At 55.0% G+C, this 22081-nt stretch carries 17 protein-coding genes; 8 read left to right on the top strand and 9 right to left on the bottom strand.

Annotation, left to right across the window (positions count from 1 at the left end):
- Positions 1–74 precede the first annotated feature (74 nt).
- From ACMHLI_RS07585 to ACMHLI_RS07575, 3 genes are read right to left on the bottom strand one after another with little or no spacing between them, the layout of a single operon-like run.
- Positions 75–1310, bottom strand: a complete 1236-nt coding sequence (locus ACMHLI_RS07585) for a c-type cytochrome (RefSeq protein ID WP_413528921.1) — start codon at positions 1308–1310, stop codon at positions 75–77.
- Positions 1307–3070, bottom strand: a complete 1764-nt coding sequence (locus ACMHLI_RS07580) for a GMC family oxidoreductase (protein ID WP_413528920.1) — start codon at positions 3068–3070, stop codon at positions 1307–1309. The genes ACMHLI_RS07585 and ACMHLI_RS07580 overlap by 4 nt, the downstream gene beginning before the upstream one ends.
- Positions 3071–3085: 15 nt before the next feature.
- On the bottom strand, positions 3086–3835 hold the full coding sequence (locus ACMHLI_RS07575) for a gluconate 2-dehydrogenase subunit 3 family protein (RefSeq protein WP_413528919.1): 750 nt from the start codon (positions 3833–3835) through the stop codon (positions 3086–3088).
- A 389-nt stretch (positions 3836–4224) separates the two neighbouring features.
- On the opposite strand from ACMHLI_RS07575, the gene ACMHLI_RS07570 reads away from it, so the two are divergent.
- The gene (locus ACMHLI_RS07570) at positions 4225–5742 is read left to right on the top strand and encodes a YchO/YchP family invasin (protein WP_413528918.1); all 1518 of its coding nucleotides are present in this window, start codon (positions 4225–4227) and stop codon (positions 5740–5742) included.
- Positions 5743–5834: 92 nt separating this feature from the next.
- Here the strand turns inward: ACMHLI_RS07570 and uxuA are convergent, their stop codons facing one another.
- Positions 5835–7019, bottom strand: coding sequence for a mannonate dehydratase (gene uxuA / locus ACMHLI_RS07565; protein WP_413528917.1), 1185 nt, complete (start codon positions 7017–7019; stop codon positions 5835–5837).
- 197 nt (positions 7020–7216) lie between these two features.
- Between uxuA and ACMHLI_RS07560 the strand changes: the two genes are divergently transcribed.
- The gene (locus ACMHLI_RS07560) at positions 7217–7912 is read left to right on the top strand and encodes a FadR/GntR family transcriptional regulator (protein ID WP_413528916.1); all 696 of its coding nucleotides are present in this window, start codon (positions 7217–7219) and stop codon (positions 7910–7912) included.
- A gap of 196 nt (positions 7913–8108) precedes the next feature.
- Here the strand turns inward: ACMHLI_RS07560 and ACMHLI_RS07555 are convergent, their stop codons facing one another.
- From ACMHLI_RS07555 to ACMHLI_RS07545, 3 genes are all read right to left on the bottom strand, one after another.
- On the bottom strand, positions 8109–8420 hold the full coding sequence (locus ACMHLI_RS07555) for a hypothetical protein (RefSeq protein ID WP_413528915.1): 312 nt from the start codon (positions 8418–8420) through the stop codon (positions 8109–8111).
- A gap of 143 nt (positions 8421–8563) precedes the next feature.
- A complete protein-coding gene (gene araA / locus ACMHLI_RS07550) occupies positions 8564–10069 on the bottom strand; it encodes an L-arabinose isomerase (protein WP_120078281.1) in 1506 nt (501 codons plus the stop codon).
- Positions 10070–10111: 42 nt separating this feature from the next.
- A complete protein-coding gene (locus ACMHLI_RS07545) occupies positions 10112–11791 on the bottom strand; it encodes a ribulokinase (RefSeq protein ID WP_413528914.1) in 1680 nt (559 codons plus the stop codon).
- 417 nt (positions 11792–12208) lie between these two features.
- Here ACMHLI_RS07545 and ACMHLI_RS07540 point away from each other — a divergent pair, with 417 nt between their 5' ends.
- The 6 genes from ACMHLI_RS07540 (at position 12209) to ACMHLI_RS07515 (ending at position 19676) form a co-directional block, all read left to right on the top strand.
- Positions 12209–13195 (top strand): arabinose ABC transporter substrate-binding protein, encoded by a 987-nt coding sequence (locus ACMHLI_RS07540; protein WP_120078283.1) that lies wholly within the window; start codon positions 12209–12211, stop codon positions 13193–13195.
- A gap of 116 nt (positions 13196–13311) precedes the next feature.
- Complete coding sequence (gene araG, locus ACMHLI_RS07535; RefSeq protein WP_413528913.1) at positions 13312–14895, top strand: L-arabinose ABC transporter ATP-binding protein AraG; 1584 nt, start codon at positions 13312–13314, stop codon at positions 14893–14895.
- A gap of 17 nt (positions 14896–14912) precedes the next feature.
- Positions 14913–15917 (top strand): L-arabinose ABC transporter permease AraH, encoded by a 1005-nt coding sequence (araH, locus tag ACMHLI_RS07530; RefSeq protein ID WP_120078287.1) that lies wholly within the window; start codon positions 14913–14915, stop codon positions 15915–15917.
- 165 nt (positions 15918–16082) lie between these two features.
- The gene (gene araC, locus ACMHLI_RS07525; protein WP_120078288.1) at positions 16083–17006 is read left to right on the top strand and encodes an arabinose operon transcriptional regulator AraC; all 924 of its coding nucleotides are present in this window, start codon (positions 16083–16085) and stop codon (positions 17004–17006) included.
- 567 nt (positions 17007–17573) lie between these two features.
- The gene (locus ACMHLI_RS07520) at positions 17574–18617 is read left to right on the top strand and encodes an oxidoreductase (RefSeq protein WP_413528912.1); all 1044 of its coding nucleotides are present in this window, start codon (positions 17574–17576) and stop codon (positions 18615–18617) included.
- Between the two features lie 48 nt (positions 18618–18665).
- On the top strand, positions 18666–19676 hold the full coding sequence (locus ACMHLI_RS07515; RefSeq protein ID WP_413528911.1) for a bile acid:sodium symporter family protein: 1011 nt from the start codon (positions 18666–18668) through the stop codon (positions 19674–19676).
- 64 nt (positions 19677–19740) lie between these two features.
- Here the strand turns inward: ACMHLI_RS07515 and add are convergent, their stop codons facing one another.
- Entirely contained in the window at positions 19741–20739 is a 999-nt protein-coding gene (gene add, locus ACMHLI_RS07510; RefSeq protein WP_413528910.1) for an adenosine deaminase, read from the bottom strand.
- A 141-nt stretch (positions 20740–20880) separates the two neighbouring features.
- A complete protein-coding gene (locus ACMHLI_RS07505; protein ID WP_413528909.1) occupies positions 20881–22065 on the bottom strand; it encodes a MalY/PatB family protein in 1185 nt (394 codons plus the stop codon).
- Between the last annotated feature and the right edge of the window lie 16 nt (positions 22066–22081).

Here is a 22081-nt window from a genome sequence, read left to right as displayed (position 1 = left end):
AACAGTTAATTGATAAATGAGTGACAAAAAGAAAGGCCGCGAAAGCGGCCTTTGTCATGTTGATTAAAACGTTTTTATTTCTTCAGATCGGCGCGCACATCTTTCACGTCCGAAGCTGATACCGGCGCCGCGGCATTTCCCCAGCTGTTACGAATGTAGGTCAGCACATTTGCCACGTCTGCATCGCTCATATTGGCATCAAATGACGGCATCGATGGCGCCGTCGGTTTAGTGTCGGTGGCGACCGGGCGGCTGCCCGCGAGCACCACGTGAATAAGTGACGTCGCGTTGGTCTGATTAATCAGAGCAGAATCCGCCAGGCGCGGGAACAATCCTTCCTGACCTTTGCCGTCTGGTGTGTGGCACGCAGAACAACGGTCGGCGTAGATATGTTTACCGGCAGTCATAGCGCTGTCATTGGTTTTCACCGGTTCCGGCGCACGGTTGCCGCTGTCATGGCCGCTGTCTTTGAGATACACCGCGACGGCTTTCAGATCCGCATCCGTCCAGTGTTGCGACGAATTGGTCACTTCTTCCGCCATCGGGCCGGAGGCGATATCAAAGCGGTTTACACCGGTTTTGAGATATTGCATCAGATCTTCCTGCGTCCAGTTGCCGATACCGGTGTGCTTATTGCTGGTGATATCCGGTGCGACCCAGTTTTCGACCACCGCACCCTGCAGGAACTCGCTGTCTTTATCACCGCCGATGATGTTTTTCGGTGTGTGACAGGTGCCGCAGTGTCCCAGTCCTTCAACGATGTACGCGCCGCGATTCCATTCTGCGGATTTATCCATCTGCGGTTTGAATTCGCCTTTGTTGAAGTTCAGCCAGTTCCAGCCCATCAGGCTGGTGCGCACATTGAACGGGAACGGCAGCTGGTTGGTTTCAACTTCGTGATGCACCGGTTGCAGGGTTTGCAGATACGCCCAGATGGCGGCGTTATCATCACGGGTCACTTTGGTGTACGCAGTAAAAGGCATCGCGCCATACAGACGCTTGCCACCGTGGCCGATACCTTCAGACATGGCGCGCTGGAAGTCATCAAAGCTCCATTTACCAATACCGGTTTCCGCATCCGGCGTGATGTTCGCGCCGACTAAACGGCCAAACGGCGTTTCGATCGGCACGCCACCGGCGAAGGGTTTGGCGTCCGGCGTCGAGGCCGTGTGGCATGCCGCGCAGTCACCGACCGTTGCCAGATAGCGACCACGTTCAACCTGTTCAAAAGAGCCGTCGCCCGCCGCATGCGCCAGACCTGACACGCTCAGCGCCAGTAATCCGAGTGAGAATGAGGTTAAGTTCTTCATGCAATCATCTCTCCCGGCTTTTTCAGGTAGTAATTACGGATCGCGTAAGCCGCTTTAAATGCCAGCGCGCCGACGGTGCCGGTCGGGTTATAACCTGGATTTTGCGGGAAGGCGGAGGCGCCGACCACAAACAGGTTGGGTACGTCCCAGACTTGCAGGTGTTTGTTCACCGAACTGGTAGACGGATCCGCGCCCATCACAAATCCGCCGACCACGTGTGAAGACTGATAAGGCGTGCCGTTCCAGTGGCCTTTCATCGGGTTTGCGACCAGTTGACGCGGGTTCATCGCTTTGGCGATCTCGGCGACTTTACCGGTGCAATACGCGGCCATTTTCAGGTCGTTCTCAGGGAAATCGAAGGTGACGCGCAACAGCGGGCGGCCAAGACGATCTTTGTAGTTTGGATCGAGTGAAAGATAGTTGGTTTTGGTGGTGTAGCTGCTGGCCTCGCAACCTATCGACATCGAGCTGAGATAGTTGGCCACCGTGGCCTTTTTCCACTCGGATCCCCATTTCGGCGTACCCGGTGGCACAGGGCGATAGCCGATTGGCGCGCCGCCGATTGGCGTAACGCGGATGCTGCCGCCGCCGAAGAAACCTAAACCGCTGTGATCGAAGTTATCGTTGTTGAAATCGTCGATGCCCATCCCGACCGCGCCTGCGCCGATGAACGGGTTGAAGTTTTTGTCATCGAAGAACAGCTGCACACCGTTGGCGGTCTGATAGGCGTAGTTACGGCCGGTAGTGCCGGAAAGGCTGACCGGATCGTAAGGTTTACCGATGCCGGAGAGCAGCATCAGGCGCACGTTTTCGAAGGTGAACGCGCTGACGATAACCAGATCCGCCGGTTGTTCCCACTCGTCGCCGGAGGAGTCGATGTAAACCACGCCGGTGGCGCGTTTACCGGTGGAATCGGTCAGTACCTGCATGACTTCACAATTGGTGCGCGCTTCGAAATTCTCTTTGCGGATCAGTGCCGGTAACACGGTGGTGATGGCGCTGGCTTTCGAGTAGTTGGCACAGCCGTAGTTGGTGCAGAAACCGCAGTAAGTACAGGGCCCCATTTTCACGCCGAGCGGGTTGGTGTACGGCTCTGAAATTAGCGAAGAGGGTACCGGGAACGCTTTGTAACCCATATTGCGCGCGGCTTCGGCGAACAGCGTCGGGCCATAAGGTTGTTCCATCGGGCGGGTCGGATACTCAATCGAACGCATACCTTCGTACGGATTGCCGCCTTCGTGATGCTCGCCTTTCACGTTGCTGGCTTTCCCTGAGACCCCGGCCAGACGTTCGAATGACGCGTAGTGTGGCTCCATTTCGTCCCAGTCGGTGCCCCAGTCCTGTAACACCAGCTCTTCGGGAATGGCATTTGCGCCGTAACGTTCGGTCAGATGGCTTTTCAGGCGGAACTCATCCGGCTGGAAGCGGAAGGTGATGCCCGCCCAGTGGTTGCCTGCGCCGCCGGTACCGTTGCCCGGATGGAACGAACCCCATTCGCGCATCGGCAGCGCGGTTTGCGCCGGATTGTTACGGATGGTGATGGTGTTCTGGCGGGTGCGTAACATCAGTTCCTGGCGCGAGTTGTAGCGCAGTTCATCGGTTACGGTAGCCACGTTAAAATCGCGTGCGGTATCGCGCCACGGGCCGCGTTCGATCGCCACCACGTTGAGACCTTCGTCGCACAGTTCATTGGCGATGATGGATCCGGCCCAGCCGAGCCCGATCACCACCACATCAGTTTTGGGTAATTTCTTTGCCATAATAGTGTTCTGCCCTTAGCTCTTCATTTTCCATGCGTCGCCGCCTGAAATACTCAGCGGTTCCAGATCGAGTTTCTGGTTATGTTTGCCGACATATTCACGGTAGTCGTAGCGTGCGCCGGGGAAGCCCAGCATTTTCCACGACACCATGTTGCGGTTACCGCCATAAATCGGATCCGCAAAGAATCCTTCCATGGTGTTTTTCAGCGCAATGGCGAAGAACAATTTGGAATCGATCCCATCGAGAGCCATTTTTCCGCTTTCCAGACCGGACAGAATTTCATCCTGCTGGTTGCCGGGCAGATCTTTGAATAATTTTTGATGTTGCGACTGAGCATATTTATCCAGCGCCGCCAGACCGAGGCGGTAGCGCTGCTGGGGAACCAGAGGTGACTGATCGCCTTGTTCCGGCGTGCCTTCCTGGAAAGGGCCTTCCATGTAGAGGCGGGCGTAGGTGCCGTAAAAACCGGCCAGCTGACGGTCAATAAACACCGCGCATCCGGCATCTTTGCCGCCCACGCTGAGATCGTCGGCAGGTATCAGACGGTCAACGATGGCTTCCATGGTCGCGGCTTCGGCATCGGTGAAGAACGCCCAGCCGTCGTGGTCTATTTGCGGTGGCGGGCTGGCGTCGAAGGGGCTCCACACGGGCGTACCTTTGAGCGTCACCGCGTTTGCGGCCTTGGCCGCGCCGAGTACTGCTGAGGCTGCCGTGAACGAGAGAATTTGCCGGCGGGTCACCCCAGGCAAGGTTTTTTTGCTCATTTGTTTTCCCTGTTTGTTTTCCCTGTTCGGGATATATAACGCTTTAGAGGGCGGTAAATGGTGCAATCAACAACGCGCTGCAAAAGCAGTCGGGTGGCGTTGTGATAATGGTTAACATGCTAAGGATAAGTGAAAACTGACGGTAAAGATAAATGCAATGGATGTTAAAAATGTTATGAAATGTGTGTAAATGGTTTTTTATGTTGTAATTTTAGCCTCTAATTTGATGTTTGTTTACATTTTATCCGCGTCAATGATGAGGATAAAAGGGCGTTAAAAAAAACATAAAAGAGATGGCAGGGCTTTGTCATGTGGCGTTTCGTGGTCTGAAGGTTGAATTATGCTGCCTGTCAGGTAAGATCACTGTTCACTGGCAAAATGTGTAAGGCATGACAAACGTCACAGATTTCTTTCGAAAATTATTAAAGCGTTGCGCGGGGTCATCCTGCCTCTCTGTGCTTATCGCAGGGGGATCTGCTTTTTATGCTGTAAGCGCGTCTGCGCTGACGGCAGAATCCACTGAAACCCAGTCCCCGGTTTCAGCCCTCAGTTACGATCTTTCCGGTTTCCTTCCTGCCAGCGATGAACTGTCCGCGTTTAACACCGGTGCAGTCGGAAAACCTGCGCAGTTGCCGAGCCTCGGCAGTCAGTACATTAAAAACACTACCGGCCCGACCGCCACGGAAACGCAGCTGGCGACCACGCTGAAAGAGCTCGGCACCACCACCGCAGACAGCGATGACCCGTTGCGCCAGCAGGCGGAAAACATCGCCCTGAGTCAGGCGGCAAAGCTGGTGCAAAAGGAAACCAGCAGTTTATTGTCACCGCTCGGCAACGTCAGCACTACGCTGGACGTCACCGGCCATAATCTTGACGGCAGCTCAGGCCAGCTGTTTAGCCCGCTCTACAATTCCGAAAACAATCTGGTGTACAGCCAGATAGGTTTACAGAGTGCGAGCGATGCCACGGTGGGGAATTTTGGCATCGGTCAGCGGATCAACACCGGCGCCTGGATGCTCGGGTACAACGCTTTTATCGATAACGATTTTGATCATCAGCTCACGCGTGGCAGTCTCGGCGCAGAGGCGTGGTCAGATTATCTGCGCTTCTCCACCAACTATTATCATCCGTTTTCATCCTACAAAGCAGACAGCAGCTCGTCGACCCAGCTGCGTCGTCAGGCGCGCGGTTACGACATCACCACCAAAGGCTATCTGCCATTTTACCGCCAGATCGGTGCCTCGCTGAGCTACGAGCAGTACTTCGGCGATCAGGTGGATTTGTTCGGCAACGGTACACGGCAGAGTAATCCGTCGGCGGTATCATTTGGACTGAACTATACGCCGGTACCGCTGGTGACGGTGATGGCGGAACATCAGGCAGGGCAGGACGGTGACAATCAGGATTTAGTGAAACTGACGCTGAACTACCGCCTGGGGGTACCGCTGGATCAGCAGCTGTCGGCGCGAAACGTCGCGGCGGCTCACTCGTTGCGTGGCAGCCGGATGGATATGGTAGATCGTAATAATATGCCGGTGATGGAGTTCAAACAGCGCAAAACGTTGTCGGTTTTCCTCGCCACGCCGCCGTGGACATTACAGCCTGGCGAAACCGTGCCGCTGAAATTACAGTTACGCGCGCTGAACCCGGTGGTGGCGCTGAGCTGGCAGGGCGATACGCAGGCGTTGAGTCTTACGCCGCCTGCTAATAACCGTAACGCCGAAGGCTGGAGCGTGATCGTGCCACAGTGGGATGATTCGCCGGAGGCGACTAACAGCTATCGCTTGTCGGTGACGGTGGAGGACAGTAAATCGCAGAAAGTGACGTCGAACTGGATAACCCTGACGGTTGCGCCGCCGCTGACCGCTCAGCCACAGTACGGTAATGACGCCGGTCTGAATTTCTAAAAACGTTTTTCTAATGATACTGATGGCCCTTCAATAGCAGAAAGGCCATAGCCATAACAAGCCGCGCACACCCGGTGCGCGGCCTCGCACGATCATTCCGTGAAGAAAGTCTGCTTCAATGCCCGTTCAACACCGCGCAACTCCGCCAGCCCGCGCAACCGTCCAATGGCGGAATAACCCGGATTGGTCTTCTTATTCAGGTCATCCAACATCTGGTGTCCGTGATCCGGACGCATCGGTATTGCCCGCAGATTGCCAGCCTTCCGGCGGGTTTGTTCTTCGGTCAGAATGGCTTTGATCACCGCGACCATATCCACATCACCATCCAGATGGTCGGCCTCGTGGAAGCTGCCCGGTACTTCTTCACGCTGGGTAGCGCGCAGGTGAATGAAGTGAACGCGGTCGGCGAAGGTGGTCATCATCTTCACTAAGTCATTATCTTCGCGCACCCCGTAAGAACCTGTGCAGAAGCAGAATCCGTTATGGATGCTGTCAACGGTGTCTTTCAGCCACTGCATGTCTTCGAGGGTGGAAACAATTCGCGGCAGGCCGAGGATAGGGCGGGGAGGATCATCCGGGTGCACCGCCAGACTCAGTCCACACTGCTCGGCGACCGGCACGATGCTGCGTAGAAAATGCGCCATGTTTTCACGCAGTTTGGCTTTGTCGATGCCGTCGTAGGTCGCCAGACGCGCGCGGAACTGCTCCAGCGTATAACCTTCTTCCGCACCCGGTAAACCGGCAATAATGTTGGCAACCAGCGTGTTTTTCTCATCCTGCGTCATCGCCGCGAAATACTCAGCGGCCAGCTTTTGTTCTTCAGCGCTGTAATCCGCTTTGGCGCCTTCGCGTTGCAGAAGGTGTAATTCGAAGGCGGCAAACGCGATGTGATCAAACCGCAGTGCGCGGGAGCCATCCGGCAGCAGATAGCCCAGATCAGTGCGCGTCCAGTCAAGAACCGGCATGAAATTGTAGCAGACGGTATCGATGCCACAGGCCGCCAGGTTACGGATGGATTGCTGATAGTTGGCAATGTGCTGCTCAACGTTGCCGCTGCGTGTTTTGATTTCTTCATGCACCGGAATACTTTCCACCACCGACCACGTCAGCCCCTTGGCTGCGAGTTCGGCCTGGCGTTTTTTGATTTCTTCAACCGGCCATACTTCACCATTGGGAATGTGGTGCAGGGCGGTGACAACACCGGTTGCGCCAGCCTGACGCACATCATCAAGTGATACCGGGTCTTTCGGGCCGTACCAACGCCATGTCTGTTCCATCTGTTTTCCTTAAATTTTTTGCTGATGTTTATCAATACAGTTGACGCATGACCGGTGATAAGTTCAATCTTAGGACACGGCATGGTCTGGTGGTCTGCTGGTCAGGCCACCAGACCGCTATATGATTCAGTATCAATCCGATCATTAATGTGATCGCGATAACAGATCTGGGATTCAGCACCAGCGCGGAGAGAACAATGGAATTACCAACACTGAAAGTGGAACGGCTGTATCGCCAGATTTCTAATGTCCTGATTAACTGCATTAATACCGGACAATTTGCGCCGGGCGCGATGATCCCCTCCGAGCGGGATCTTTCTAAACAGTTAGGCGTCAGCCGTTCGTCGATTCGTGAGGCACTGATTGCGCTGGAGATCACCGGCTGGGTGGAAATCCGCACCGGCAACGGTGTATACGTGAGTAATCCGCTGCCCGACGGTTCTCCGGTGGTTCACGCGGCACCTGCTGAAGAAGAATTCAGCCTGCAATCTCTGGTGAAAGCGCGGCAGATTTATGAAGCCATGACCGCTGAACTTGCGGCTATCAATGGCACAGACGACCAGCGCGGAAAGCTTAAAGAAATTGCCCGCGAGCTTAATGAGCTGAATGCCAATAACGATGCATTTCTCGAGGCCGACCGTCGTTTTCATCTGATGATCAGTGAAATGACCGGCAACGAAGTGCTGCACGACATGATGGGATACCTGTGGGATAAGCGTCAGTCACGCCGATTCATGCGACTTGAAAGCCATTACACCGAAGTGGATTTCGCGCGTGAGATGAATGCGGATCATCAGGGGATTCTGGATGCCATTCTGGCGCGGGATGGGGCGGGCGCGAAAGCGCGGATGGGGCGGCATTTGCAGCATGTATACGATCAGTTATTTGCCTGAAGGCTTGTGACTGTTAAATCAACTTCAAGGTCAAGACCGTGGGTTGCCACCCACACTGGCCTTAAGGGCGGCATATCGCCGCCGCCCTTAAGAATCCCGGGCTCTTTAAAATACGTGCCATGCAGACCGGCTATGTTTCAGCGGCTTTCGCTATTGCCGCAAAAATCCCGCCGCTGCGCGGTGCCCTCCGGTCGGGTTACAACCCGCGCAAACAGACGCGCGGTTTTCCACCTCTTCCTACGGCGTGATTTTTGAACGCGGCCACAGGTTCATTACGGCACAACTTCACCGGCTCAGAAAAAATAAAAGAAACCAATAAATTAAAACTTAAAAATGGTGAGATGGCGCGATCAAAAAATCCTGCCGAACGGAGCGGCTTCGAGACCTGCGGCTCGAAGACCGAGAGAGGGAACCGCGCAGCGGCAGGGTTTTGCGCCACACGTGGAATTGGCAGAACACGGCCATCGTTTCCGCGATAGCGCGTGTTTGAAAAAGCGTGGGAGATCAAAGAGGGAGGCGCTTTCCTCCCTCTTTGGCGGTTTCGGCACAGCGCGTTAAGTGATCACTGCAATTAAGAAACCGAAACATTCTGGTAAGAAACCGAAAAATCCCGGTCATTTATAAAGGCCGCCTTTGCAGCGGCCTTCTGCATCACCGAGCGCAAAGCTTATAATAAACTTCATTCCACCGGATCTGATTCTTAAAGTCCGCCAGCGTCGTATCGTTATCAATCACCAGCAACTCAATCCCCGTCACTTCTGCATATAACCGCAGCGCGTCGATATCTAATGCCTGCGAGAATACCGTGTGGTGCGCGCCGCCGCCGAGGATCCAGGCTTCGGCGGCTGTGGCCAGGGATGGCTGGGCTTTCCAGATCGCGCGGGCGACAGGGAGTTTTGGCAGTGGATGCGGCTGCTCGACGGTATCTACCAGATTCACCAGCAGACGGAAACGGTCGCCCATGTCGATGACACTGGCGTTGACCGCAGGGCCTGCCGGAGTGGAGAAGATCAGACGCGCCGGATCCGCTTTGCCACCTATGCCGAGATACTGCGCATCCAGCAGCGGTTTTTCTTCTTTGGCAATCGACGGACACACTTCCAGCATGTGCGAACCGACCACCAAATCGTTGCCCGGCTTGAAGTTGTAAGTGTAATCCTCCATGAACGACGTGCCGCCTTTCAGGCCGCTGGCCATCACTTTCATGATGCGCAGCAGGGCGGAGGTTTTCCAGTCGCCTTCGCCACCAAAGCCGTAGCCTTTTTGCATCAGACGCTGTACCGCCAGCCCCGGCAGCTGCTTCATGCCGTGCAGATCTTCAAAGTTGGTGGTGAACGCGCCGAATTTGCCTTGCTCGAGGAAACGCGTCATGCCCAGTTCGATCTTCGCCGCATCTAACAGGTTTTCACGACGTTCGCCGTTGAGCTTCACGGTGTCCGTCAGACGGTAAGTCGCTTCGTACTCTTCCACCAGCGTATCGATGTCGCCTTTGCTGACTTCGTTAATCACGCTGACCAGATCGCCGATACCGTACGCGCTGACGGTGTAACCGAACTGGATCTGCGCAGCGACTTTATCACCTTCGGTGACTGCAACTTCACGCATGTTATCGCCAAAACGCGCCACTTTCAGGTGCTGACTTTCGTTTTTCGCCGCAGAAACGCGCATCCACTGTGCGATGCGGCGATGGGATTCGCCATCCTGCCAGTGACCTGCGACCACGGAATGTTGCTGGCGCATACGCGCGCCGATGAAACCAAACTCACGGCCGCCGTGGGCGGTCTGGTTCAGATTCATAAAGTCCATGTCCATGGTTTCCCACGGCACTTCGGCGTTGAACTGCGTATGGAACTGCAACAGCGGTTTATGCAGGATGCTCAGGCCGGCGATCCACATTTTGGCCGGAGAGAAGGTGTGCAGCCAGGTAATGATCCCCACACACGGGTTGTGATAGTTGGCTTCGCGGCACAGCGCGGTGATTTCATCCGGGGTGGTGACCAGCGGTTTTAGCACCAGCTTGATCGGCAGTCCGGCTTCCGAGTTCAGGCCATTCACGACCTTTTCAGCATTTTCTTTTACCTGACGTAACGTTTCCGGTCCGTAGAGATGCTGACTGCCAATAGCGAACCACACTTCGAGATGTTTAAACGCGTCCATTTGTAACTCCTGAATGTCATTGTCGGGATAGAGAAATAGGGATTAATGCGCCGTTTTCGCTGCAAACAGCGGTTCAGTAGTGGCACACCAGGCTTGATAACGTTCGTACAGGCGCTGATATTGCTCGACGCGCTGCGGATCCGGCAGCAATGTGCGTTCGATGCTGCAGGCCATTTTTTCCTGAGCGGCAGGCACGTCTTTGAATTCACCGGCGGCAACGGCGGCAAAGATGGCTGCACCCAGCGCGCAGCATTGATCGGAAGCAACGATTTGCAGCGGACGGTTCATGGCGTCAGCGCACACCTGCATGATGACCGGCGATTTACGGGCGATGCCGCCGAGCGTCAGGACGTTTTCTACCGGGATATCCTGCTGCTCGAAGCACTCCATGATGGCGCGTGCGCCGAAGGCCGTGGCGGCGATAAAGCCCCCGAACAGTTCCGGTGCTTCGGTACCTAAGTTAATGTCAGTGATCACCCCTTTCAGGCGCTGATTGGCGAAAGGTGTACGACGGCCATTGAACCAGTCGAGCACCAGCGGCAGGTGATCGAGCTTTGGATTGGCGGCCCACGCGGCGGTCAGATCCGGCAGCAGATTTTTTTGCAAAGCTGTCAGCTGAGGTTGCAGTTCAGGATGCGCTTTCGCGGCCTGCACCAGCGGCCAGCTGAGCAGACGACTGAACCAGGCGTACATGTCACCAAAGGCTGACTGACCGGCTTCCATCCCGATCATGTTCGGCACGACGCTGCCTTCCACCTGACCGCAAATCCCGGCAATCGCGCGGTCGTTCACGCGGTCTTTATCGGCGATAAGAATGTCGCAGGTTGATGTCCCGATAACTTTTACCAGCGTATAAGGCTGCGCACCTGCACCGACTGCGCCCATGTGGCAGTCAAACGCGCCACCGGAAAGCACGACGCTTGACGGTAAGCCGAGACGCTCCGCCCAGTCAGCGGTCAGCGTGCCGACGGCCTGTTCGGCCGTCACGGTTTCAGTAAATAAGGGATACGGCAGGTTTTCGACCAGCAACGGGTCGAGCGCCGCGAAGAAGGCTTTCGGTGGCAGACCGCCCCAGGACGGATGCCAGAGCATTTTGTGTCCGGCGCTGCACCGGCCGCGCACGACTTTATCTGGTGCGGTGGTGCCGGAAAGCAGGGCGGGTACCCAGTCGCACAGCTCCACCCAGGAAGCCGCTGCGTCGCGCACAGAACTGTCTGCGCGGGAAACGTGCAGAATTTTTGCCCAGAACCATTCGGATGAATAGACACCACCGATATAACGGGAGTAGTCGGGGAAATCGCCGCTGCGGCACAGGCGGTTAATCTCTTCGGCTTCTTCTATCGACGTGTGGTCCTTCCACAACACGAACATGGCGTTCGGGTTTTCGGCGAATTCCGGCAGAAGCGCCAGAACATTGCCGTCCTTATCCACCGGCGCAGGCGTGGAACCGGTGGAATCCACTCCGATACCTACCACGCGCTGGCTGCGTTCAGGACCGAGGCGGGCAACGACGTTTTTAATCGCCTGTTCCATCGCTTCTATATAGTCGCGCGGGTGATGACGAAACTGGTTGATGGCCGCATTACAGTAACGGCCTTCATTCCAGCGCGGGTAATACACCACATCAGTTTCCATCTCAGCACCGGTCTGACAATCCACGGCCAGTGCACGGACAGAATCGCTGCCAAAATCCAGACCAAGAGCAATCGCACCTTGCGTCATTCTTTCTTACTCCTTCAGGTTTGCCGTAGTCATTACGGCGGCGAATCGAATTGCTCTAACAGTAGGAGGATGTAAAAGCGGGAGTGAGGAGGCGTTAGCTGGAAGTATGCACAAATCTGCTCCTCATGATGTTTCTGTGAGGTTGGTCAAAAGTTAATGTTTGGCTAAATTCGCTATATGTATGCACAAACCTGCTGTTTTCCCGGCGTGTGATAGCGCTCTATCTTCCGTGGCTAATTTACGGCTAAAACTTAACGCGTCTTACAAGAGGGAGTGGCGTGGATCGTCTGAATACAGGGCACCGCCGCACTCTCACTTTGTCTCTTTACGCTACTGATAACGTTTTCATGCGAACGGCAATTCATCAGGTTTAAAGCCGGAATCGCGAGAAACAACAATAAAAGGTCGGAGAACATCATGCATAAATTCACTAAGGCGTTAGCGGCGGTAGGATTAGCTGCCGTTATGTCACATTCAGCTATGGCAGCGGAGAACCCAAAGTTGGGCTTCCTGGTTAAGCAGCCGGAAGAACCCTGGTTCCAGACTGAATGGCGGTTTGCGGACAAAGCCGGTAAGGACATGAACTTCGAGGTGATTAAAATCGCCGTGCCGGATGGCGAAAAAACGCTGAACGCGATCGACAGCCTGGCGGCGAACGGTGCGAAAGGATTTGTTATCTGTACGCCGGATCCGCGTCTGGGACCTGCCATCATGGCGAAAGCCCGCAGCTATGACATGAAAGTTATTCAGGTGGATGACCAGTTTGTGAATGCCAAAGGCAAACCGATGGAAGAAGTGCCATTAGTGATGATGGCCGCGACCAAAATCGGCGAACGTCAGGGGCAGGAACTGTACAAAGAAATGCAAAAACGCGGCTGGAAACCGGCTGAAACTGGCGTGATGGCCATCACCGCTGACGAGCTGGATACCGCTCGTCGCCGCACCTCCGGTTCAATGGACGCGCTGAAAGCGGCCGGTTTCCCGGAAAAACAAATTTACAAAGTGCCGACCAAATCTAACGATATTCCTGGCGCACTCGATGCCGGTAACTCGCTGTTAGTGCAACATCCTGAAGTGAAAAACTGGCTGATCATCGGCATGAACGATAACACCGTGCTCGGTGGCGTGCGTGCAACGGAAGGTCAGGGCTTTAAAGCGGCTAACGTCATCGGCATCGGCATCAACGGTGTGGATGCGGTGAATGAGCTGTCCAAAAGCGCGCAAACCGGTTTCTACGGTTCCCTGTTACCTAGCCCGGATATCCACGGTTACAAAAGTATCCAGATGCTGAATGAATGGGTCACCAAAGGCGTTGAACCACCGAAATTCACCGAAGTGACTGACGTGGTGCTGATCACCCGTGACAACTTTAAAGAAGAGCTCAAGAAGAAAGGCTTAATGTAATTTTTTGCCTGATCTGAATTGAGTTGCTGCACCACGGACGACGGTTAAGACATTCGACTGTTTTCTGTGGTGCAGCAGCGAGTCTGACCCTTTCACTTATCTTCCAGGTAGCCACTATGACTCAGCAATCTTTAAACAAGACGCCTTTGCTGAAACCGTCGCTGACGGAGTTTGATGCGGCCATGCCGTATCTGGAATTCCATGACATTGGCAAAGTTTTCCCCGGCGTGAAAGCGCTCGACGGGATTTCTTTCAATTGTTATGCCGGGCAAATCCACGCACTGATGGGCGAAAACGGCGCGGGAAAATCCACGCTGTTGAAGATCCTCAGCGGGAACTATCAGCCCTCACAGGGCGTTATTCACATCAAAGGCCAGCCGGTCAGTTTCAATAAAACGACTGACGCACTCGATGCGGGCGTGGCGATTATCTATCAGGAATTACATCTGGTACCGGAAATGACGGTGGCAGAAAACATCTACCTCGGGCAGTTGCCGAGCAAACACGGTTTCGTGAACCGTAAGCTGCTGCGCTATGAGGCCAAAATTCAGCTTGAGCATCTCGGGCTTGATATCAACCCCGATACGCCGCTCAAGTATCTCTCCATCGGCCAGTGGCAGATGGTTGAAATTGCTAAGGCACTGGCGCGCAATGCCAAAATTATTGCCTTCGATGAGCCGACCAGTTCGCTGTCTGCCCGTGAAATCGAGCAGCTGTTCAGGGTTATCCGTGAGCTGCGTGCTGAAGGGCGGGTGATTTTATATGTCTCGCACCGCATGGAAGAAATTTTCGCGTTAAGTGACGCTGTCACGGTGTTCAAGGATGGCCGTTATGTGCGTACCTTCGACGATATGACTCAGGTGGATAACAGCAAGCTGGTGCAGGCAATGGTGGGCCGTAATCTGGATGATATTTACGGTTACTCGCCGCGTCCGCACGGTGACGTCCGACTGGCGCTGGAGAACGTTAAAGCACCCGGTGTTAGAACGCCAATCAGCCTGACGGTGCGTCAGGGGGAAATCGTCGGCCTGTTCGGGCTGGTGGGCGCAGGGCGCAGCGAACTGATGAAAGGATTATTTGGCGGCACGCGTATTACCGGCGGCACGCTCAGACTCGACGGCGTGGTGATGAACATCCGTAAACCGGCGGACGCTATCCGGCAGGGCATCATGCTTTGCCCCGAAGACCGCAAGGCTGACGGCATCATTCCTGTGCATTCGGTTCGCGACAACATCAATATCAGCGCCCGCCGTAAATCGGTGTTTGCAGGGTGCCTGATCAATAACCCGTGGGAAGCCAAAAATGCGCGCAAGCACATCGAGGCGCTGAACATCAAAACCCCCAGCGATCAGCAACTGATCATGAATCTCTCCGGCGGTAACCAGCAAAAAGCCATTCTTGGGCGCTGGTTGTCGGAAGACATGAAAGTCATTTTGCTCGATGAACCAACGCGCGGGATCGATGTTGGCGCCAAGCATGAAATTTACAACGTGATTTACTCTCTGGCAAAACAAGGCATTGCGGTGCTGTTTGCGTCCAGTGATTTACCGGAAGTGCTGGGTCTGGCGGACAGAATTGTCGTGATGCGCGAAGGCGCTGTCTCCGGCGAACTGTCCCATGATGAAGCCACCGAAGAAAAAGCGCTGGGGCTCGCCATGTTGCGTACCCCGGACCTGACTTCTGCCCCTGACGCTGCCTGACTGAGGAGCACAATATTATGTCCAGTATGACAACCAATTCCGCCAAACCGGATCAACCTTCAGCCGCTTCGCGCGGCGGACAGGGCCTGATGCGTATCTGGGACAGCTACGGCATGTTAGTAGTATTCGCCGTACTGTTTATTGCCTGTAGTATTTTCGTGCCGAACTTCAGTTCTTTCATCAACATGAAAGGTCTTGGGCTGGCGATTTCGATGTCCGGGATGGTCGCCTGCGGGATGTTGTTCTGCCTGGCGTCCGGCGACTTTGACTTGTCCGTCGCCTCAGTCATTGCCTGTGCGGGCGTCACCACGGCGGTAGTCATTAACATGACCGAAAGCCTGTGGATTGGTGTGGGTGCCGGTCTGGTGCTGGGGATGCTGACCGGTTTGCTCAACGGTTTCGTGATCGCCCGTCTGAAAATCAATGCGCTGATCACCACCCTGGCCACCATGCAGATTGTGCGTGGTCTGGCGTACATCATTTCCGACGGTAAAGCGGTGGGCATCGAGGACGAGCGTTTCTTCGCCCTCGGCTATGCGAACTGGTTCGGTCTGCCTGCGCCGATCTGGCTGACGGTCGGCTGCCTGATTATCTTCGGGCTGCTGCTAAACAAAACCACCTTCGGGCGCAACACGCTGGCGATCGGCGGTAACGAGGATGCGGCGCGTCTGGCCGGTGTGCCGGTAGTGCGAACCAAAATCATCATCTTTATGCTGTCCGGGCTGGTGTCGGCGGCGGCGGGGATCATTCTGGCATCGCGTATGACCAGCGGCCAGCCGATGACCTCGCTGGGCTTTGAGCTGATTGTCATTTCCGCCTGCGTGCTGGGTGGGGTGTCTCTGAAGGGCGGTATCGGCAAAATTTCCTATGTGGTTTCCGGTATCCTGATTTTGGGTACGGTTGAAAACGCCATGAACCTGCTGAACATTTCTCCCTTCTCGCAATACGTGGTGCGTGGCTTGATCCTGCTGGCGGCGGTTATCTTCGACCGTTACAAACAGAAAGCTAAAAAGACCGTTTAACCCTGTTTAGTGATAACGCTTTCACACGGCATTTAACGCTTTGACAGGTTAAATGCCGTAAAAGCGCGTGGTTGTTCACAATTTTGTAACGTTTGCTGGCAGCGTTTTCACTGATGGTTAGAATAGATGAAAAGTCCATAGCTACGTGATGTTTCAGGAGGTTCGATGTACCACCGCATGATTCAGGATCAGCAGCAAAATCCGCTGTTACCGGGTTACAGTTTCAATGCCTATCTGGTCGCCGGAATGACTCCGATCCTCGCTGACGGGCCGCTGGATTTCGCTATTGATCGTCCGGGTGGCATGAAAGGGTTTATCCTCAACCTGACGGTTAAAGGTCAGGGCAAAGTATTTGACGGCGAGGATACCTTTTACTGCAATCCCGGCGACTTATTACTGTTCCCGCCTAAAGCGCGTCATCTCTACAGCCGTTCCGCCAACAGCGATTGCTGGTATCACCGCTGGGTGTATTTCCGCCCGCGCGCCTACTGGGCCGACTGGCTGGAATGGCACACTAAAACCCGCGACGTGGGGCGTCTTTCGCTGCCCAACAATACGCTGCTGCTGGAATTCGACCGTCTGTTCGCCAACATCGAGCAAACGCAGAAGTCAGGGCGTCGTTTCTGCGAAGAATTAGGGATGAATCTGCTGGAGCGTCTGTTGCTGCGCGCTATGGAAGAAGACCCGCAGAGCCCGCAAAAAATTATGGATCCGCGCGTTATCGAAGCCTGTCAGTTCATCACCGGTAATCTCGCCGGAGAGTTGCGCATCGACGAAGTCGCCCGCCACGTCTGCCTGTCGCCGTCGCGTCTGGCGCATTTATTCCGGGAACAGGTGGGGATCAATATTCTGCGCTGGCGTGAAGATCAGCGAGTCATCCGCGCTAAGTTGCTCTTACAAACCACGCAGGAGTCGATTGCGACCATTGGCCGCGTCGTAGGCTATGACGATCAGCTGTATTTCTCGCGGGTATTCCGCAAGCGGGTTGGCGTAAGCCCGAGTGATTTTCGTCGCCGCAGCGTGGAGATCAACTACCCGGCAAAACCGTATAAGGCACCGGCGGATAATGCTATTGCATATCATTTTTAGGCTTTGCAAAGGCTGAAATTTTTTTGCAGGAGACCGCCTGCGGTGGCGGTTTCCAATTTCGGTTTCGGCTTCGACTTTAAGGTCAAGACCTTGGGTTGCCACCCAAACCGGCCTTAAGAGGCGCCTGTCGCCGCGCCTCTTAAGAATCTCCGGCTCTTTAAAACATGTGCCATGCAAACGGGCTATGTTTCAGAAACTCCTCCTATTGCCGCAAAATCCGCCGCTGCGCTGTTCCCTCGGGGCGGGTTACAACCCGCGCAAACATGTGCGCGGTTTTCCACCTCTTCCTCGGCGTGATTTTTGAACGCGGCCACAGGCTTCTTAGGTCACAACTTCACCCGCTCAGGATCATTTGAAAAAAGGCGAGATGGTGCGATCAAAAATCCAGCTGAACGGATCGACAGGGTTTTGCGCCACACGCGGAAGTAACAGAACATGTCCATCGTTACAGCGGCATCTGCAAAAATAAAATTCTATTTTTTCCCTTGTCCCACTCCCTAAGCTAGTGTCAAATCAAACCAATAGCGTCCTGACGGGCAAGACCGTTAAAAATCACAGGAAATCATCATGACCCAATCCCTTCGAGTTGGCCTCATCGGTTATGGCTTCGCCAGCAAAACCTTCCATTCACCTCTGATCGACGGTACGCCGGGGCTAGAGCTTGCAGCGGTATCCAGCAGCGATGCCGGTAAAGTCCATGCTGACTGGCCGAACGTCACGGTGGTCGATTCACCTGAGAAAATCTTTGCCGATCCTTCCATCGATTTGGTCGTCATCCCTACACCTAACACCACCCATTTCCCGCTGGCTAAACTGGCGCTGGAAGCAGGTAAACACGTCATCGTTGATAAGCCTTTCACCGTGACCCTGGAAGAAGCCCGCGAGCTGGACGCGCTGGCACAGGCGCAAGGTAAAGTTCTTTCGGTGTTCCACAACCGCCGCTGGGACTCCGATTTTCTGACCGTTAAAACGCTGATCAACGAAGGGTCGCTGGGCGATATCGTCTATTTCGAATCCCATTATGATCGCTACAAACCGCAGGTGCTGGAACGCTGGCGTGAGAGCGCGGCGCAGGGCAGCGGTATCTGGTATGACTTAGGGTCGCATCTGCTTGATCAGGCATTGCAGCTGTTCGGTACGCCGGACACTTTGCAGGCCGATCTGGCAGTGCTGCGTCCCGGCGGCAAAGCGGTGGATTACTTCAATGCCGTGCTGACCTATCCGCGTCGTCGCGTTGTACTGCACAGCACCGTATATGCCGTGGCGGAAACGGCGCGCTTTATCGTGCAGGGGGAAAAGGGCAGCTACGTGAAATTCGGGCTGGATCCGCAGGAAGATCGTCTGAAAGCCGGTGAGCGTTTGCCGCAGACCGACTGGGGTTACGACATGCGCGACGGTGTCGTGACGCTGAGCCACGACGGTGTGCTGGCAGAAAAATCGCTGCTGACGCTGCCCGGCAACTATCCTGCTTATTATGCCGGTGTGCGTGATGCAATTAACGGACAGGGCGAAAACCCGGTTCCGGCGGCGGATGCAATCCGCGTAATGGAAATGATCGAACTGGGCATGCAGTCTTCAGAACAGCGGGCGACGCTGGACGTCAAAAAATAAGTCACCGCTATACTTTTTCACTACCTGTTTATATGGCAAGGAAGGTTCATGTCCTGGTTAAAGATTGATAAGTTTTTGCTGATTCTGATCTGCGTGGTGGTGCTTGCATCGTTCTTTCCCTGTGAAGGGATTTACAAGACTGTCTTCGAGCATCTGACCACCTTTGCTATCGCGCTGCTGTTCTTTATGCACGGCGCGAAGCTGTCGCGTGAAGCGATTATGGCGGGGATCAGCCACTGGCGTTTGCACGTGGTGGTATTTCTCAGCACCTTTGCGCTGTTCCCGCTGCTGGGGCTGGGCATGAAATGGCTGGTGCCGGTCGGGATTCTGACACCGACGCTGTATTACGGGTTTCTGTATCTTTGTGCGCTGCCTGCCACCGTGCAGTCGGCTATCGCCTATACGTCGGTTGCGGGCGGAAATATTCCGGCGGCGATTTGCAGCGCGTCCGCCTCCAGCATCCTCGGTGTTTTCCTTTCGCCGGTGCTGGTCGGCCTGCTGATGCACACGCAGGGTGGCACCACTGACACACTCCACGCTATCGGATCCATCGTTCTGCAACTGATGGTGCCGTTTATTATCGGGCATCTGTGCCGTCCGCTGATTGGCGGCTGGGTGCAGCGCCACAAGAAAATCGTCAACGTCACTGACCGCTCTTCGATTCTGCTGGTGGTATACGTGGCGTTCAGCGCCGCAGTAGTCGAAGGTATCTGGCATCAGATCGACGGCTGGCAGCTGTTGGCGGTGCTGGGCTGTTCGATTGTGTTGCTGACCATCGTGCTGATTATTAATACGTTTGTGGCGCGGCTGTTTGGTTTCAATACTAAAGATGAAATCACCATTGTCTTCTGCGGTTCGAAGAAAAGTCTGGCGAACGGTATTCCGATGGCAAACGTGTTGTTCCCTGCGGCGGCCGTCGGCGCGATGGTGTTACCGCTGATGATTTTCCATCAGATCCAGCTGATGGTCTGTGCGGTGCTGGCGTCGCGTTACGCTAAGCGTGTGGCGCGGGAAGAAGCGGCGTTACAGGTGAAGAAAGAAGAAGTGAAATCAGCGTAACCTGCTGTCAGGAAAAGAAAAGGGCGAGAATGATTCTCGCCCTTTTTTATTACGTCACAAACCGTTACGCGGACACTTTGTCGCGGATCGCCTGTTTTTCGGCTTCAGTCAGGAAGGCCATGGTCAGGCCATTTTCCTGCGCTTTACGGATTTCGTTTTGAGTCAGGCCAGCGGCGGGTGCAGCGATGTTGTATTCGTTGGCGATCTCAATGCCCTGAACAGCAGGGTCATCGGTATTAATCGAGGCCAGAACGCCGTGGCGCAAGAAGACAGCCAGCGGATGCTGTTCGAAAGAGGCGACCGTGCTGGTCTGAATGTTAGAGGTCAGGCAGGATTCGATACCAATCTGGTGCTTCGCCAGGAAATCCATCAGTTGCGGATCCTGCGCGGCTTTCACGCCGTGGCCGATACGCTCTGCGCCCAGCTCACGAATGGCCTGCCAGATGCTTTCCGGGCCTGCCGCTTCACCGGCGTGAACGGTGATACGCCAGCCGGCGTCGCGCGCACGGTTGAAGTGGCTAAGGAACAGGCTGCCGGGGAAACCCAGTTCGTCACCGGCCAGATCCAGCGCGGTAATGCCGTCGCGGTGCGCCAGTAAACCTTCCAGCTCCTGCACACAGGCGTCTTCGCCAAAAGTACGGCTCAGAATGCCGATCAGACGCACGTCGATATCGTGATTTTTCTGGCCTTCGCGGATCCCTTCAATCACCGCTTCTACCACGCCTGCCACCGGCAATTTGTGGTTCATCGCCATGTAATAGGGTGAAAAACGCAGCTCGGTGTAGTGCAGACCGGCTTTCGCAGCATCTTCGACGTTTTCTTTCGCCACGCGACGGCAGGCATCGATATCGCCGAGTACTTTCACGCCCCAGTCCAGTTTTTGCAGGAAGCTCACCAGATCCGGTTCAGCGTGCATGACCTGAACGTGCGGACGCAGGGCTTCAATTTCATTGGCAGGCAAGGTCAGATTGAACTGACGGCCTAAATCGAGAATGGTTTGAGCGCGAATGTTGCCATCAAGGTGGCGGTGGATATCAGTCAGGGGAAGGCGGGTATCGATCATGGTGTGCACTCATTATTATAGAAATGTGCGGGGTATTATAACTGTATTTAGTTGCGCAACAAGAATGGTTTTGAATTTGCTCCCTCCCCTGCGAAGGGGAGGGTTGGGGTGGGGGATTAAAGAAATATCAGGGGGCATAGCTTAGAGTAAAGCCCTGATGCCGCTGATTAATTTCGCTACACCCGCTTCAACTTTCGAGCGCGGGCAACCCACGTTAAGCCGCAGGAAGCCTTCACCTTCGGCGCCGTAGGTATAACCCGGCATGATCGCCACTTTTTGATGCTCGATCAGCTCTTTTTGTAGCCGTTTATCGTCAATGCCCAACGGGCGCAGATCGATCCACGCCAGATAGGTCGATTGTGGCGGCTGCCAGTTCAGAGGCGGGAAAGCGGCGTTCAGCTGTTCGGCGACGTAACGCAGATTGCCCTGCAAATAATCACGCAATGCGTCCAGCCACGGCTCGCCCGCCTGATAGGCCGCCACATGGGCATGGACAGCCAGCACCGCCGGAGAAGATAAGCCATCACAGGCTTTGAGCTGATGCAGATACGCATCGCGCTGTGTTTTATGGCTGATCAACCCGTAAGCGCCGGTCAGTGCTGGAATATTGAAACTCTTCGAACCGGAAGTCAGAAGCGCCCATTCGCCACGCGCCACCTCATTCCACGGCGTATGATGGTTATCACCCCAGACCATATCCATGTGGATTTCATCGCTTATCACCCGCACATTATGGCGTTCGCACAGTTGGGCGATCAGTGTCAGTTCCTCACGCGTCCAGACTTTGCCGGTCGGGTTGTGCGGGCTGCACATCAGCAGCAGGGAGCAGGCGGGCTGTGCCAGCAGGCTTTCCAGCTGTTTTGCATCCAGCGCCCAGTCGTTGCCATTTTTAATCAGCGGGCAGTTAAGCATCTGCCGCTGATTGCCTTCAACCACGTTGAAAAAAGCGTCGTACGCGGGGGTAAACGTCACCACGCCCTCACCCGGCTGGCTCCACTGGCGGATCAATTGCGCCACCATGTAAATCACCGAAGGGCCGTAAACCACCATGTCACGGTCAATCTTGCTGCCAAAACGCTGCTGATACCAGTGGGCGATAGCGCCGAGAAAATCATCATGATGCCAGCGGCTGTAGCCGAGCACGCCGTGTTGCAGACGCTTTTGCAGCGCGTCGAGGATGCACGGCGCAGCGGCAAAATCCATATCGGAAATGGTAAATGGCAGCAGGTCGGCACTGCCAAAACGGTCGGCGACGTAATCCCACTGCGTACACCAGCTGCCGTGGCGGTCAACGACGGTGGAGAAATCAAAAGAAGCTGAGGTCATTTTTTCACTCCCTGAA

Origin of the sequence: Rahnella inusitata (assembly GCF_965118895.1) — a bacterium.
Taxonomy (GTDB): domain Bacteria; phylum Pseudomonadota; class Gammaproteobacteria; order Enterobacterales; family Enterobacteriaceae; genus Rahnella; species Rahnella inusitata_A.
This window is presented reverse-complemented; position numbering and strand designations above follow the sequence as displayed.

Bases quoted from the DNA above. Each gene is read 5' to 3' on its own strand.
- ACMHLI_RS07585 (WP_413528921.1), bottom strand. From the start codon at position 1,310: ATGAAGAACTTAACCTCATTCTCACTCGGATTACTGGCGCTGAGCGTG.
- ACMHLI_RS07580 (WP_413528920.1), bottom strand. From the start codon at position 3,070: ATGGCAAAGAAATTACCCAAAACTGATGTGGTGGTGATCGGGCTCGGC.
- ACMHLI_RS07575 (WP_413528919.1), bottom strand. From the start codon at position 3,835: ATGAGCAAAAAAACCTTGCCTGGGGTGACCCGCCGGCAAATTCTCTCG.
- ACMHLI_RS07570 (WP_413528918.1), top strand. From the start codon at position 4,225: ATGACAAACGTCACAGATTTCTTTCGAAAATTATTAAAGCGTTGCGCG.
- uxuA (WP_413528917.1), bottom strand. From the start codon at position 7,019: ATGGAACAGACATGGCGTTGGTACGGCCCGAAAGACCCGGTATCACTT.
- ACMHLI_RS07560 (WP_413528916.1), top strand. From the start codon at position 7,217: ATGGAATTACCAACACTGAAAGTGGAACGGCTGTATCGCCAGATTTCT.
- araA (WP_120078281.1), bottom strand. From the start codon at position 10,069: ATGGACGCGTTTAAACATCTCGAAGTGTGGTTCGCTATTGGCAGTCAG.
- ACMHLI_RS07545 (WP_413528914.1), bottom strand. From the start codon at position 11,791: ATGACGCAAGGTGCGATTGCTCTTGGTCTGGATTTTGGCAGCGATTCT.
- ACMHLI_RS07540 (WP_120078283.1), top strand. From the start codon at position 12,209: ATGCATAAATTCACTAAGGCGTTAGCGGCGGTAGGATTAGCTGCCGTT.
- araG (WP_413528913.1), top strand. From the start codon at position 13,312: ATGACTCAGCAATCTTTAAACAAGACGCCTTTGCTGAAACCGTCGCTG.
- araH (WP_120078287.1), top strand. From the start codon at position 14,913: ATGTCCAGTATGACAACCAATTCCGCCAAACCGGATCAACCTTCAGCC.
- araC (WP_120078288.1), top strand. From the start codon at position 16,083: ATGTACCACCGCATGATTCAGGATCAGCAGCAAAATCCGCTGTTACCG.
- ACMHLI_RS07520 (WP_413528912.1), top strand. From the start codon at position 17,574: ATGACCCAATCCCTTCGAGTTGGCCTCATCGGTTATGGCTTCGCCAGC.
- ACMHLI_RS07515 (WP_413528911.1), top strand. From the start codon at position 18,666: ATGTCCTGGTTAAAGATTGATAAGTTTTTGCTGATTCTGATCTGCGTG.
- add (WP_413528910.1), bottom strand. From the start codon at position 20,739: ATGATCGATACCCGCCTTCCCCTGACTGATATCCACCGCCACCTTGAT.
- ACMHLI_RS07505 (WP_413528909.1), bottom strand. From the start codon at position 22,065: ATGACCTCAGCTTCTTTTGATTTCTCCACCGTCGTTGACCGCCACGGC.